Here is a 14,891-nt window from a genome sequence, read left to right as displayed (position 1 = left end):
CTCCGGCTTACTGGGCATTGGCTCCGGCGCTTTAAAAGTGCTGGCTATGGATAATATGATGAAGGTGCCTTTTAAAGTGTCTACCACTACCAGCAACTTCATGATAGGCGTAACGGCTGCTGCCAGCGCCGTAGTGTATTTGCAGCGGGGCTACATTGATCCGGGGCTGTGCCTGCCGGTGGTGCTGGGTGTGCTGGCAGGTGCATTGGGCGGCACTAAGATATTGGCAAAGGCCAATACCAAAACGCTGCGCCTTGTGTTTGGCGTGGTGATCACGCTGCTGGCATTACAAATGATCTATAACGGGGTTACCGGAAAATTATAACGCATGAAGCGATTGTTATCCCGAAAATACTGGGAAGATAAAGATGTGGAAGTTTTACTGGGCACGCTGCTGCGCTATGGCGTAATACTGTCCAGCATAGTAGTGCTGGCAGGCGGTATCATTTACATTATGCGGCATGGGCATGAAATACCGGAATACCGCGATTTTGCAGGGCCTAACAACCGCTGGGATAACCTGCCCGCCATTATGCGCGGCGTATTCCTGGGCCACGGGCGTGAAATTATTCAGCTGGGCGTGGTGCTGCTGATCGCCACTCCTATTGCCCGCATCCTGTTCTCCGTATTTGCGTTCACGGTAGAAAAAGACTACCTGTATATTGTAATTACCCTTATTGTGCTGGGTGTTATTTTATTCAGCATGCTGGGAGGCCTGGGCGGATAGCGCTGCCGGATAGCGCTGCCTCCCTGCAGCGCTATAATTAATAATTAATGATTAATAATTAATTGTTGTACGTAGCTTTTATTACTCCGCTGTACTTATTGTAGAGCTCTTGGGCGGTGGCCACTGCGTTGCCTTTCGGTGTTGCAGCATACAGCTCATGCCCATTTACCCATTGCCATTCCCAATCCTTCATTTTTTCATCAAAATACTTTTCATCAACAGGCTTGTGCTGTTGCATGCAGGTATTTACATACGTGAAAAACTGTGCCCAGCGGGCTTTATAAAAGTTGTTGATCAAACCTGACCATTGGCGGCTGGAGTATTCATGCAGCTCGCTGTTCTTATCGCCCCAAAGGGTTACCAGGTCGCGGGCATTCTTTTCAAACAGCGCTTTTTCCGCAGGTGTGGTGCCCCAGCCCTTAGCATCCTGCAGCCAGCGGCCCAACAGGAAATCCTTACGGGTGGCCAGTAAGCGGTCCATATCAGTGAGCAGCACCAGGAACTGCCCGCTGTATTTTTTAAAGGCTACCGCATCGTTCTTTTGATAAGCCCTGGCAAACTGCTGCTGCAGGGAATCCGCATAGTTGGCCAGCACCTGCCGGGTAACATCCACCACATCATACTGGAAGCCATCGCTGCTTTTAAGGGCTGCTGCTGCCTGCATCATATTGTCCCAGGCGGGTATCAGCGCAGCGGGGTCATAGGCCAGCATAGTTTTAGTACGGGTAGTTTCCGTTTTAAAACCAGGCCGGCCGGTTAAGATGCTTTCCGGACCGCCTTCTGTAAGGCCGCCGCTGTAAACGGTTCTATGTAAAATATCCCAGGCCTTTTCTGCGGCGTCATTTTGCCGGCCATAACGGCGAAGGGCATACGCTTTTAACCAGGTGTTAAGGTCAATGGGCTGATCGCGCCATACATTTTCCAGCATCAGCGCATACATTACCGGGTTTTGTTCTATGCCTTCCGGCGTTACGCCAATACCGACCAGGTTCTTAGCAGATGGATCGTGCAACGCATTAGCCGGATCATTGGCTACATTATCCATACGGCCGTACATGCTGATGTTGCCGCCAAAGTTCTGCAGCATACACCAGATCCATTGTTTGCCGTAATAGGCTTCCGTGCGGTTCCAAACGGGATAATTCTCACTGAACAGGTCCAGCACCACCATTTTATCATCCGGCGCAGCGGTCATTAAAGCCTGGATCTGCGCAGGATGCCAGAAATCTTTCTGGTAGTGGAACATCCAGCCCTGCATTACCCAAATGGCAGCTGTATCCACTGCGGCCATTGACTGGTATATTTTTTTGCTGATCTGATGCAGGAACACGGAATCATTGGTGGGCGGCAGGTTTTCATTAAAAGTATCGGAAGAGTACAGGTGATCGGTACCAAAGGTGCGGATCTCCTCTTCCATAAACCGGCGGCCTATTTCCGCAAACATCGGATCGGCGGGGTCCAGGATGTATACATCATCAAAGCCTGCATCCCAGTTAGTGCGTTTTACTTTTGCATTGGGAAATTTATCTTTAAATGCCGGCGGCACATGGCCGGTAAAAGCCGGCAGCACGGGCGTCATGCCTAATGACCGTTCCCTTTCCAGGATCTGCTTTTGCAGCGCTTCGTGGCCTTTCATGAAGCTCTGAGGCAGCGGGCCGCCCCAGCCATCCAGGTTACCCATCCAAAACCAGTTAAAATAGGTTGGGCCGCTGTAAAAATTGCTCAGATCCTTGTCAGTAAAACCCAGGCTTTTATATACACGGTCCCAGATGGAGTTTTGCCCGGTAAGCGCCAGGGGCATGTTAATGCCGTTCAGCGCCATCCAGTCTATTTCCCATTGCCAGCGCTCCCATTTCCACCAGCTGATGGTGTAGTTAAAGGTGCAGTAGTTCAGGTAATAGCGGTATTTGTAGGGCGTGGTTTTGTGCACTTTGGCATCCACTACCGGCAGGGGCTGCGGCAGCTGCAGGTTGGTACCGTTCCAGCTTACATCACAATGCGCGTAGTTATGTAAATAGTAATTGAGCGCGCTGGCTATGCTAAGGCCATTGCTGCCTTTGAGCAGTATTTTACCATTGCTGCTTTCCAGCTCAAATACATCCTTACCGTTCTCCTGCGGGATGAAGGCGGTTTCAAAATGCGCGGCCTGCTCTTTTAATACCCGTTTTACCAGGCCGTCAATAGCGGTTTTATCCGGGGCAGCGGCATGTATTTGCAGGGCGATGCCTAACAGGCATAAGAGGCCTGTATAAAAAACCTTTAGAAATGATGATTGCATATCTCTCTGTTGTACAATTTAGTTCACTGTTATTTCTGGCGGGATGTGGTATAAAGATAATACTGCCAGGGAGATTGTTACCATCCTTATAAAAAAAGAAAACCGGAACAAGAATATTCCGGCTTTTACCTAAACCTACAACTGTTACACTGTTAGTAACATAACTTTATAATTAGTTAATTTGCTGATATGCTAATGTGCTGGTATATTATTATAAACAATCTTTAACAAACACCGGCACATTAGCACATTGGCATATTAGCACATTTATTAGTGCATGGCGGATGCGTCTAATTTTCCTGCTTTTTTATTACTCTTCACCAGCAATACGATCGGCACAAAGATCAGGAACAGCACACCCAGGTACAGGAACACATCCATATAAGACAACACGGTTTGCTGCTTAATAACAGTGTATTCCAGCGACTGGTAGGCGCTTTTCAGCGCCGTTGAGGCATCCATGCCCTTGTGCATAAAATTGGCCTGCATACTGTGCACCCGGTTCATTACATCCGGGTTATTGGTATCCAGCTTGCTCACCAGGTCTACACGGTGCAGCTCATTGCGGCGGGATACGAAAGTAGTGATCAACGCAATCCCGAATGAACCGCCCAGCTGCCGCATCATGCCTGTGAAGGCTGCACCCTGCCCTATCTGCACTCCTTTCAGGGAGGAGAGCGACATGGCCGTGATGGGTATGAACAGCAGGCCCAAACCTACCCCACGTACGATCAGCATCCAGAAGAAATCCGGTTTACCGGTATCGGGGGAAATGATCTTATAACCCCAAAAGCTGTAAACGAAGAACGAGATCATGCCAGCGGCGATCAGGTAGGGCTGCGGTATTCCTTTTTCCAGCATTTTACCGATCAGCGGCATCATAAAGGCCGTCATGAGCGCAGCGGGCAGCATCAGCAAACCGGACTGCGTGGCGGTCCACCCCATTAACCCTTGTGTATACAGGGGTAAAACGAAGGTGGACCCGTATAAGCCAAATCCCATGATAAAAGATAAAATTGTTCCGATCCGTAAATTCCCATTCTTTAGTACACGCAGCTCTACTATTGGATTTTTGTACACCAATTCCCGCCAAACGAAAAAGAAAAATCCTAACACCGACACCACTGTTAAGATGGTGATGGTTGAATCATTGAACCAGTCGTCTTCCTGCCCGCGCTCCAGCACATATTGCAACGCTCCTACTGCGGCTGCCAGGAAACCTATACCCCACCAATCAATTTCATTCGCTGCTTTCTTCTCTGCATATTTGGGACTACGCACAAACTGCAGTGTTAACAAGGTGGCTATAATTCCTATGGGTATATTGATGTAAAAGATATTAGGCCATGCAGATGTATCGATAATATAACCTCCTAAAGGGGGGCCCAGGGTTGGGCCTATGATCACCCCTAAACCGTAGATGGCCTGCGCCATACCACGTTTTTCAGGCGGATAGCTTTCTGTAATAATGGTTTGCGAGGTTACCAGCAGGGCGCCGCCGCCTACCCCCTGTATAAAGCGGAACAACACCAGCTCCCACAGGGTGGATGCATTACCGCACAAAAAGGAGGCGATCGTAAACATGACAATAGATACGGCAAAATAATTGCGGCGGCCAAATTGTTGCGCCAGCCAGCTGGTCATGGGTATGATAATTACGTTACCAATGGCATACGCTGTTACCACCCATCCTATTTCACTCATGGTTGCGCCCAGGTTACCCCGCATATCATTCAGGGCCACGTTCACAATAGTGGTATCCACTATTTCCAGCAGCGCGCAGAATATAGCCGTGATGGTGATGATCACCCGGCGGGCGCCGTATTCAACCAATGATGCCTGTTGTGTCATAAAATTAATCTAATGATTATTAGTCAAGGTGTACGTCCACATCAACGTTCAGGCCCGCGCGCAGCTGTTTTACAACCGGATCGTTCGGGTTATCGAATTCGATCTTCACGGGCAGACGTTGTACCACTTTCACGAAGTTACCGGTAGCATTGTCCGGGGGCAGCAGCGCAAAACGTGCGCCGGTAGCCGGTGAGAAAGAGGATACATGCGCATCCAGGCTCTTTTCCGGGAAGGCATCCACATGCACGCTTACTTTTTGTCCTACCTTCATTTTATCCAGCTGGGTTTCCTTAAAGTTGGCTACTACCCATACGGAGTTATCGGTTACAATGCTGAACAGTGACTGTCCGGCCTGTAAATACTGCCCGGGCTGTACGTATACCTTAGATACGCGGCCGGCTTCGGGTGCAGTGATCACGGTGTAGGAAAGGTTCAGCTTTGCGTTGTTCACATCTGCTTCCTTTTCTTTGATCACTGCCTGTGCAGCGGCTATCTGGCGGGCGGTAGCATTACTCTGGGAAGCTACGCCGTTGGTTTGCTGTGCAGCATATGACTTCTGCTCCTGCAGCACCTGCAATTGCCTTTCAGCGGTTTGTTTGGCGGCCAGTGCCTCCTCATACTGCTGTTGGGTAATGGAGTGGTCCTTGATCAGGTTTGCGTAACGATCATAATCCTGGCTGGCACGCCATACATTTACTTTGGCGGCTTCTATCTGTGCATTTACCGTTGCTACATTTGCACGGGAAGTGGTAATGTTCACCTGTGAAGCTTCTGTATTGGCCTGCGCCACACCTACATTAGCCTGTGCGGCTACCAGGGATGCTTCTGCCTGCTGCAGCTTGATCTGCAGATCACGATCATCCAGCACTATCAGGGTATCGCCTTTCTTTACATCCTGGTTATCCTTTACCCGTATGGAGGTAACATAACCGCTTACACGGGGTATTACCGGGCTCACATTTGCATCGATCTGCGCATTGTCTGTTTCCTCATGATGCAATGCATGAACATACTTACTGATACCAAATGCGGCACCGCCGATCACCAGCACTGCAAGAATAATGATGAAACGCATGTTCCTTTTAGGTGGTTGCTCCTGTGGGGCAGCGTTTCCTGTTTTATTGCCGGCAGATCTTACTTCATTTACTTGTGTTTCCATAAAGACCTTAAATTGAAATTGTTGGTTGTGTTTTAATTACTTTTTGTTTTGCGCTCATTTATTCTCTCCCAGTAAACCGGCTGATTGTAACAGCTTGTTGTAGGATACTACAGCGTCTGCACGGGCAGAGGTGTAGTTCAGCTTTGCCTGCAGCTCTGCAACATCTGCTTCCAGCAGGTCTGTAGTAGTTGCCAGGGCGTTGGTATGTTTGTTCCTGGTAATGCGGTAGTTTTCGTCTGCCTGCTCAATTGCTTTTTCGTACATGCTGATCTTCTTCATACTTACAACATAGTTCTCGTATGCCTGGTTCACCTGGATATGGATCTGATCATTCAGCATTTCTTCATTGATCTTTACTGCATTCAGCTCGTTCTTGGCGTCATCTACCTTTGAACCTGTTTTCCATAAGGAGCCCAGGTTGTACTTCAGCCCTACCCCTACGTTCACCGCATTGGTTACGGTTATTACGTGGGGAATGTAGGCGGCTACATAACCACCGGTGAGCGCCAGGGAAGGGTAATAATCTCCCTTGGCTGATTTAATGCCTGCGTAGGCGGCTTTTTCATGGGCCTGCAGGGAGGCGGCGTCCTTACGTTTTTGCTGTGCGACTTGTTCCCAATCTGTTACTGCTTTTTCCTCGCCACCTGCCTGTGCCAAAAAGGTTGTATCCAGGTCCATGTTAGTATCTTCCGGTAAGCCCAGCATAATGTTCATATTGATGCGGGCTATTTTCAGATCGCTTTCTGCCTGTGTTAAGGCTACTTCTATATTAGACTGCTGCAGCTGGGCCTTTAACAGGTCGTTACGGGCCATGATGCCATTCTTTTCCATGTTGGAAAAGTCGGTGGTACGCTGCTCCTGCTGTTTCAGGTTTTCCCTTACCAGGTTCACGGCTACCGTTGCCTTATATAAGTTGCTGTAAGCTGCTATAGTATTCTGAATTACATCTTCACGGTCCAGGTCTGCATCCAGCTTGGCGGCTTCTGCCAGGTAACGGGCAGATTCCTTTGCTGCCTGGATCTTAAAGCCGGAGAACAGGGGTACGGAAATGGTAGCCAATCCATAAGCCACCTGGTTTACATCTGAAAAGCTGCTGCTACCGCCACCGCTGCTATCGCCGCTTGATTTCATGTCAATGTTCGGCTTGTTCACCCGGAGGTAAGAGCCGGAAATGTTTGCATCCGGCAGCTGCCTGGCCTTAGCGTCCCTTACGGCGTTCAGCGCAGAAGTAATTTTGGTTTGGTTTAATCGTAACTGCTTGCTGTTTTTAATACTCAGATCAATGGCATCTTTTAAGGTCAGCACTTTGCCATCCTGCGCCCGGCCGGGTATACTAAAGGCCAGTAACAGCGGCAGCACCAACATCCATAACGATCTGTATTTGCTCTTAGCGTTCATCTGTTAATACGACTTTAAATAATTTTTTCAAATGGTTGCTTACTCTTTCTTTTAACTGTTGACGGAATTTATCTTCCGGTATTGCTTCCTGGTTCCATACTTTTTTCAGGAAGTTCTGGGAAATGATCACATGGTTACTGGTGCCTACCAGGGTGTTCACCATCATCATGGTATCAATATCCCCTAAAAACGCGCCTTTCTTCTGACCTTCCGTGATGAGCTTTTTCACCAGGTCGTACATCTGCTTCTTTACCTCATGGATCAGCTCTGTGGGTACGCCTTCCTGGGTGGCTTGTGCGCGTACCATAATACGGCAGAAGTAGGGGCGGTCGGATATTTTAGCAACAAACAACTCTATCAGCTGGTTGATCTTTTCCAGCGGGGCTAGCTCTTTATTTTTCACCAGCTCATCCAGGCCGTTCTTTACATCCATTACCCTTTTCAGGAAAATTGCTTCTATGAGCCGTTCTTTTGATCCGAAGTAATAAGAAATCATCGCGATGTTCACATCAGCCTCTTGCGCAATATCTCTTACAGAAGCGCCGTGGAAACCATGCATCGCGAATAAACGCTCTGCCGTGTCCAGGATCTGCAACTGTTTTTGATTATAGTCCATTATCGCTTCCTCCATTATTTCACTATTTAAACACTCAGTTAAACAGATGCAAAGTTAAACGTTTGTTTAAGTTAAACAAATGTTTAATTGAATTTTATTTAAAACAATTTGTAATCATTTGATTTAAAATTACTTAAAACGTTAACTAAGTTGTCTTTTTTCGTAAAAATGCGAAACCGGGGGAAATTAACTTATCCTGTAGTTATTTTATAAATACGTAAATGCGGTTTTTAAAAGGCGGTTTTAACGGATATAGCATTGTGCCATCAAAAAGTGATCCTTTTATTTATGGGGTAACGGGGAAAGGGAGATCGGTGTGAAGAAGGGGTTCATAAAGGGGGCTGACAAAAAAGAATGTAAAATTTTAAATCATAAACCGACGAAGGAGGTTCATAGAGACCATTGAAAAGACTTTATGAACGAGATAAATATAAAGTAAAATGCCGGGAATATAAGCCTACTTGGAATCGTGGCATTTCATTTTACATTTATGATTTTACATTCTTTTTAGTCAGCCCGGTATGCAAGCTATAATTGTTCAAAATGCGCTATAAAGTGCCGTAGCAGCGGCGTTTCATAGGTGATCCGGTAACCTTTAATGCTATTCCGCTGTTTAAATACTTCCAGGATCACCTCAGCCACATAATCAATATGGCTTTGGGTGTATACCCGGCGCGGAATGGCCAGCCGCACTAATTCCATAGCGGCCGGCAGCAGGGAACCATCTTCCGCATATTTACCAAACATTACGGAGCCTATTTCCACACCCCGCACCCCTCCTTCTGTATATAAGGCAGCGCACAGCGCCTGGCCCGGGTATTCATGCACCGGAATGTGCGGCAGAAAAGCCTTTGCATCCAGGTACACCGCGTGGCCGCCGGTTGGTTTAATATAAGGCACCCCGGCTGCATCCAGCTTCTCCCCTATATATTCAATACTGCGGATGCGGTATTGCAGGTAATCTTCTTTCAGCACCTCTTCCAGTCCAATGGCAATGGCTTCCAGGTCGCGGCCGGCCAGCCCGCCATAGGTGGGGAACCCTTCTGTAATGATCAGCAGGTTGCGGCACTCCATGGCCAGCTGCTCATCGTGCATAGCCAGGAAACCGCCAATGTTGGCAAAGGCATCTTTCTTGGCGCTCATCGTACAGCCATCTGCGTAGGAAAACAGCTCCTGTGCAATAGCCAGTATGGACTGGTCCGCATAGCCGGGCTCCCGCTTTTTTATGAAGTAACAGTTCTCTGCAAAACGGCAGGCATCAATAAACAGGTGGATGCCATGTTTTTTGCAGACAGCTTTTACGGCTTTTACATTTTCCATGCTTACGGGCTGGCCCCCGCCGGAGTTATTGGTTACGGTAATAATTACCATGGGAATATTTCCGGCGCCTTTTTCCCGGATAAACTGTTCCAGCGCAGCTACATTCATATTCCCCTTGAAAGGCGCTACCAGCGCGGGCTGCTTGCCTTCATCGCATAACAGGTCTACCCCGGTGGCCCCGGAAAACTCAATATTAGCCCGGGTGGTATCAAACAAAGTGTTGCTCACAAAATATTTACCCTTACCGCCCATAATGCTGAACAGTATTTTTTCTGCAGCGCGGCCCTGGTGGGTGGGTATAATGTACGACATAGCAGTAATGTTACGTACGGAGCTTTCGAAGCGGAAAAAGCTTTCGCTGCCGGCATAGCTTTCATCGCCGCGCATTATACCGGCCCATTGCTCGCTGCTCATGGCGCTGGTGCCGCTGTCGGTAAGCAGGTCAATGATCACATCGCGGGCATGGATGAGGAAGGGATTGTAATGCGCTTCTTTTAAGATGCGGATACGTTCTTCACGGGTAGTAAAATAAATAGGCTCAACGGATTTGATCCGGAACGGTTCTATAATTGTTTTCATTGGGTTGTTAAGATTTTGTTGTGAACAGGCATACAGCAGCTACTCTCAGAGAGAGCGCTCTTATGCGGATAATAAAAAAAGGGAGTCTGCAGAACCGGGCGGGATCAGGTAGGGCTTTTGATTATATTTTTCCAGAGGTTCATACTGCTGCGAAAATAGCTAATAATTAATTATAAAAAAAAGCCGGCGCTCACTATGTAACGCCGGCCATCCCTAATCTATATGCATGTACTAAAATCGCATAATGGCTGCCAGTGCACTATCGGCCGGCATTTCTTCCTTATTTAAGATAAATACTTCGGCGCCGGTTTCCACGGCTTTTGCGGCAGCGGCATTTACCAGGCATTCATCGCCCTGCTGTTCGGTATCATGCAGGGTTAACTGGTTATCCTGCTCATTAAATGTTCCCCATAGCTGCGCACCTTTTTCTACAAACAGCACATCGGCCTGGGAATAATAACAGGCGGGAATCACATCTGCCACAATAGAGGAAGTGTTACCGTTGGCGCTGTTATTGGCATAACGCTCCAATACCTGCTGCTGATGCAGCTTAAAATGAGGCTGCATTTTTTCCCGTGCCTTTTCAAACAACGCCGGTATACTTTCATGCTCATGGTTTCCAATGAGCGCTTCTTCAACAATATGCTTATACTTTGTGCGCTTTTTGAAAATGGGAATAATATACTCTACTGCTGCCAGCATCAGGGGTATATGTTTGGTAGATAATACTTCTTTCCAGATGGTTTCGTCCACCTCATCCAGGTACATCGAAATGTTGGCTTTATCATCCGGCGTGCCGGATCCCATACCATGATAGTTTGCACCATGCCCGGCCCCGGAGCCGCCGGTGCGGAACAGCTGCTGATCATCTTTTTCCTCAAAGTGTACCACATCAAACATACCATCCGGCATACCCGGTACTTCTACTTTATGCATACCAAAAGCATCTGCCTCATATAAGGTGGCTTTGTGCTTGCTCAGCACCAGCAAATAAAACTGCTCTTTACTGTTTAACAGCGGTAATAATGCACTGGTATGGAACGAGTGGTTGATATAACAATGCTGCGTCACTTCAAAGGGCAGCTGAATATACCTGAAATAGTTATCTGCAATGAATACACCTAAGCCGCGTTGCTGGCTCCGCCAAAAAGTTTCATCGTGGTACAGGTCAAAACCCGGTTTTAGCAAGGATTCAATCTTGTCGGGCGGAAAACCTTTTTGCCCCAGCTGCTGCTGTACCTGCTGCAGCATTTGTTTAAATAAAATAGCATCCTGCTGTTCATTTACTTCCACACCGGAACGGTGGGTAGGCATATATAAAGTAATGCAAGGATCAGCCCTGTATTGTGCCAGATCTTTAAAGCCGCTCCTGTCCAGGGTTGCCGGTAATGGTTCAGCCTGAATTACAACGGCAGGTGCAGTATCATACCGGTTCTTATAGGTGTTCTGCGATTTCTGCTGTGCGGCATATTCTTCCTGCTCTCCTTTTGCCGTATTACGGTTAGGGTGGCGCATATGTACATTGGGGGCCAGGGTATCTTCGCCACTCGTATATTTCTCCGTCATTTCTTCATCCCGTTTCAGCCCTTCTTCATCAATGGTGCGCCTGAGGCCCAGGTTGCCTTCTTTGCCGGAACCGGAGGGTTTTCCTTTTGGTGGAATATATCTTCCTTCTCTGTCTTTTCCCATAGTGCTACATTTTTATGAATGCGGCACAAACACTATACCATTCAATTGTTTTGAAAAAAGGAGATCGTTTGTTACTTTAGAAACATGCTTGAATTAATAGAACGACAACTCAGCCATTTGCCGCCTTTTGTTGGAAACATAATACTGGCGGCCTGTGCGCTTATTACCGGCTATGTTATTAAATGGTTATTGGCGCTGTTCATTCACAAGACCACCAAAACGCCTGTGGAAGATTATTCCATGATGCGCTCCATTGTAAAGCGTTTAGGCAGGCCCGTTAATTTCTTTTTACCGGTGCTGGTTTTAAACATGATGATGCCGCTGATGGACCTGCATCCCAAACAGCTGAAGCTATTGAGCTCCACGGTAGAGGTGCTGCTGATCATCACGTTCGGGTATGTGCTGATAGGAATTGTTAAAGTTTTGGAAGATTACATTGTACATGCCTATGACCTGCGCAAGGCCGACAACCTGCGGGAACGCAAGATCCGTACGCAGCTGCAGTTCTTACGCAAAATAGCGGTGACCATTATTACCATATTAGTGTTGTGCGCTGTATTACTGAGCTTTGACAGCCTGCGTAAAATTGGCACCGGCCTGCTAACCGGTGTTGGTGTGGGTGGTATTATTGTAGGTTTTGCCGCGCAGCGCTCGCTGGGTAATTTCCTGGCGGGATTACAGATCGCTTTTACGCAGCCTATCCGTATTGATGATGTGCTGATCGTGGAAAATGAGTGGGGACGTGTAGAAGAAATTACGCTCACTTATGTGGTGCTGGGCATCTGGGATCAGCGCAAGCTGATCTTACCTATTAACTATTTTATTGAAAAGCCGTTTCAGAACTGGACCCGCACAGGATCGGCCATATTGGGCACCGTGTTCTTATACCTGGATTATTCTGCACCGGTGGATGCTTTGCGGGAAGAATTTTTCCGGCTGGTGGAAGATCATCCCCTGTGGGATAAGCGGGTAAAAGTAATGCAGGTTACCAATGCTACGGACCGTACCATGGAAGTACGTTTGCTTATCAGCGCTGTGAACTCCGGCCAGGCGTTTGACCTTCGCTGTTTTTTAAGGGAGCGTATGATTGCCTTTGTGCAGGAAAAATACCCGGAGAGCCTGCCGAAGACGAGGGCGGAGATCACAAAAGATGTGTAGATGTGCAGATATGCAGATGTGCAGATGGAATAAGCTGATTTACTTATAAGTTTGAACATGAATATGCAGATGTGCAAATGGTAGAAATTTGCACATCTGCACATTTATCATCTGCACATTATTTAATCGTTTCCTTCACTTCCCCGCACGTCAACATTTCATCCCCGAAATAGGGATTTTTAATGTCCTTGCTGGATGAGAGCCAGCTGGCGCCTTTTTCATTGTTAGCCATGGGACAATAATCCACATACAATTCTCCGCTGCTTACACCGGTTGAACGTACCAGCGTGATTACGGCAGTGCTTAAACTGATGTATTGCTGCCGCTGATCTTCCAGGGAAGATGACTGCGCTATTCTTTTGGCGTTGGCAATAATACTATCTGCACCGGGTAATTCTTTAGCGCCTGCTTCAATGGCTGCACCGGCGTTCTTAGCTTCGGTGCTGTCGCTGTTCACCAGGGCGGTAGTGAGGTGCACGTAATGCTGGTACACATTATTCACTTTTTCATCTTTTAATTTTACGGGTGCGGCCGCTACTGTTACGGTAGATTGATCTTCCGCATTATCAGCTGTTTTGTTTTCTGCATTGTTACCGCAGGCGGCCAGTAAGGTAACGGCCAGTACTTGCAAAGTTTGTTTAAGCATAAAATCAAATGGTTTATCAGTTAAAAAAAATTAGTGTTTATGTGTGTTATGTGATAATGGATCAGCGCCTTTTTTCAGCACGTACTCGCTGTACAGCAGGTAGGCGCCGGTTACTACTACGGCATCACCGGCCTGCAGGCCTGCTGTGATCTCTACCTGGTCTGCGTTCTCTGTTCCGGTTTTTACAATACGGGGAACAAAACGGTTGCCTCCTTTTTTTAGCCATACATGCGTGCCTTTCTGGTCGCGGATCACGGCATTTACCGGTAAGGTTAGCACATTGCTGCTGCTGGCGGCAGGCAGGTAAATATTAGCCTGCATACCGGGCTGCCATTGATGACCTGTATTGGGAATAGTGCCTCTTATTTGGGCCAACTGTGTGCCGGTTTGCAGGGCCGGTGTAATAAAATCCACCTGCATATCCAGGGGCTGGTTCTCCCAGCCGCTCACCGCTACTTTTACCTTTTTACCGATGCTTACCTGGCTCAGCTCTGCGGGGTATACATCTGCCTCTACCCACAAGGCGTCATAATTTTCCAGCTGCATAACCGTGCTGCCTTCTGCTACATACTGGCCTTCGCTTACCGGTAAGGCGGCCACTACTCCATCTATGGCGGCGGTGTAGGTGATGTAGGGATCTGTTTTCTTTTGCTGCTTCAGCTGCTCAAGGGTATGTGCAGCTACATCATATAACAGCAGCTTCTGCCGGGCGGCTGCTTCAATCTGTTTAAATCGGGCGTTGTCCGGGAAGGCGGCGGTTTGTGCGGCGGCAATCAGGTACTCCTGCTGCAGGCCGGCTAATTGTTCAGAATATATTTTGTACAGGGCCTGGCCTTTATGTACGGGTACACCGGTTTCTTTCACATACAGCTGTTCAATACGGCCCCCTACCCGGCTGCTGATGTATACGGTGCGTTGCGGGTCTATGGCCAGCCTGCCATTCAGGCGTTTGTAATTATCCAGGTTGCTGCTGCCTATTTCCAGGGTGCTGATGTTGGCTAATGCGATCTGACTTTCATTCAGCATCAGCTCCTGCTTGTTATTCATTTCACTTACCGGCACCAGGTCCATACCGCAAATGGGGCAGGCGCCCGGTCCGTGCTGCACAATCTGCGGATGCATAGGGCAGGTGTAGCTTTGCGCGTTACCGGCATCCGCCGTTTTCTTCGTATTGCAAGCTGTGAAGAACAACAGCAGAAGCGCTATTAAACTGATAAAATGTTTCCTTTTCATCTGTTAATATTTGATTTTTTTACGGGTCAGATGACATCGAAGATGCATCGAGACAAAAGAAATTTTAATAATGAACGAGATAAACCTCGCATTAACATGCCCCTGTGTGAGAAAATGTCTCATGCTCGGTTTCATGTTATTTGTTTGTAGCAGCTGCTTTAATAAAACTTTCACTATCTACCAGGTAATAAGCATTGCGGGCTACGTTCCAGCCGGCAATACTATCGGGCACCTGTA

General features: G+C 47.8%; 12 protein-coding genes. 3 read left to right on the top strand and 9 right to left on the bottom strand.

All coding sequences use genetic code 11. From position 1 onward, the window contains the following. Together VIM87_RS02890 and VIM87_RS02885 are read left to right on the top strand one after the other, a co-directional pair. On the top strand, window positions 1-325 hold a 325-nt coding region (locus VIM87_RS02890), incomplete at its 5' end, for a sulfite exporter TauE/SafE family protein (RefSeq protein ID WP_331995512.1). 3 nt (window positions 326-328) lie between these two features. Next, window positions 329-727, top strand: coding sequence for a DUF1634 domain-containing protein (locus VIM87_RS02885; protein WP_217603880.1), 399 nt, complete (start codon window positions 329-331; stop codon window positions 725-727). A 58-nt stretch (window positions 728-785) separates the two neighbouring features. Here VIM87_RS02885 and VIM87_RS02880 read toward each other — a convergent pair whose 3' ends face one another. The 7 genes from VIM87_RS02880 to VIM87_RS02850 all read right to left on the bottom strand — a co-directional run bounded on the left by VIM87_RS02880 (window position 786) and on the right by VIM87_RS02850 (window position 11,617). Further along, the gene (locus VIM87_RS02880; protein ID WP_331995511.1) at window positions 786-3,005 is read right to left on the bottom strand and encodes an alpha-N-acetylglucosaminidase; all 2,220 of its coding nucleotides are present in this window, start codon (window positions 3,003-3,005) and stop codon (window positions 786-788) included. A gap of 270 nt (window positions 3,006-3,275) precedes the next feature. Next, window positions 3,276-4,856 carry a DHA2 family efflux MFS transporter permease subunit gene (locus VIM87_RS02875; protein WP_331995510.1) on the bottom strand — a complete coding sequence of 527 codons (1,581 nt, stop codon included), beginning with the start codon at window positions 4,854-4,856 and terminating at the stop codon, window positions 3,276-3,278. 19 nt (window positions 4,857-4,875) lie between these two features. Beyond that, a complete protein-coding gene (locus VIM87_RS02870; protein ID WP_331995509.1) occupies window positions 4,876-6,015 on the bottom strand; it encodes an HlyD family secretion protein in 1,140 nt (379 codons plus the stop codon). Window positions 6,016-6,069: 54 nt separating this feature from the next. Then, a complete protein-coding gene (locus tag VIM87_RS02865; protein WP_331995508.1) occupies window positions 6,070-7,413 on the bottom strand; it encodes a TolC family protein in 1,344 nt (447 codons plus the stop codon). Beyond that, window positions 7,403-8,044, bottom strand: a complete 642-nt coding sequence (locus tag VIM87_RS02860; protein WP_331995507.1) for a TetR/AcrR family transcriptional regulator — start codon at window positions 8,042-8,044, stop codon at window positions 7,403-7,405. Before VIM87_RS02860 ends, VIM87_RS02865 begins: the two co-directional genes overlap by 11 nt. Window positions 8,045-8,557: 513 nt before the next feature. Continuing rightward, window positions 8,558-9,928, bottom strand: a complete 1,371-nt coding sequence (locus tag VIM87_RS02855; protein WP_331995506.1) for a tryptophanase — start codon at window positions 9,926-9,928, stop codon at window positions 8,558-8,560. 231 nt (window positions 9,929-10,159) lie between these two features. Further along, complete coding sequence (locus VIM87_RS02850; protein ID WP_331995505.1) at window positions 10,160-11,617, bottom strand: hypothetical protein; 1,458 nt, start codon at window positions 11,615-11,617, stop codon at window positions 10,160-10,162. Between the two features lie 117 nt (window positions 11,618-11,734). Between VIM87_RS02850 and VIM87_RS02845 the strand changes: the two genes are divergently transcribed. Continuing rightward, window positions 11,735-12,775, top strand: a complete 1,041-nt coding sequence (locus VIM87_RS02845; RefSeq protein WP_331995504.1) for a mechanosensitive ion channel family protein — start codon at window positions 11,735-11,737, stop codon at window positions 12,773-12,775. A 118-nt stretch (window positions 12,776-12,893) separates the two neighbouring features. Here VIM87_RS02845 and VIM87_RS02840 read toward each other — a convergent pair whose 3' ends face one another. Next, window positions 12,894-13,421 (bottom strand): DUF3347 domain-containing protein, encoded by a 528-nt coding sequence (locus tag VIM87_RS02840; protein ID WP_331995503.1) that lies wholly within the window; start codon window positions 13,419-13,421, stop codon window positions 12,894-12,896. A gap of 30 nt (window positions 13,422-13,451) precedes the next feature. Further along, window positions 13,452-14,654: an efflux RND transporter periplasmic adaptor subunit gene (locus VIM87_RS02835; RefSeq protein WP_331995502.1), complete on the bottom strand. Its 1,203-nt coding sequence runs from the start codon at window positions 14,652-14,654 to the stop codon at window positions 13,452-13,454. Between the last annotated feature and the right edge of the window lie 237 nt (window positions 14,655-14,891).

It is taken from the genome of Chitinophaga sp. (assembly GCF_036569125.1).
In the GTDB taxonomy this organism is placed as follows: domain Bacteria; phylum Bacteroidota; class Bacteroidia; order Chitinophagales; family Chitinophagaceae; genus Chitinophaga.
This window is presented reverse-complemented; position numbering and strand designations above follow the sequence as displayed.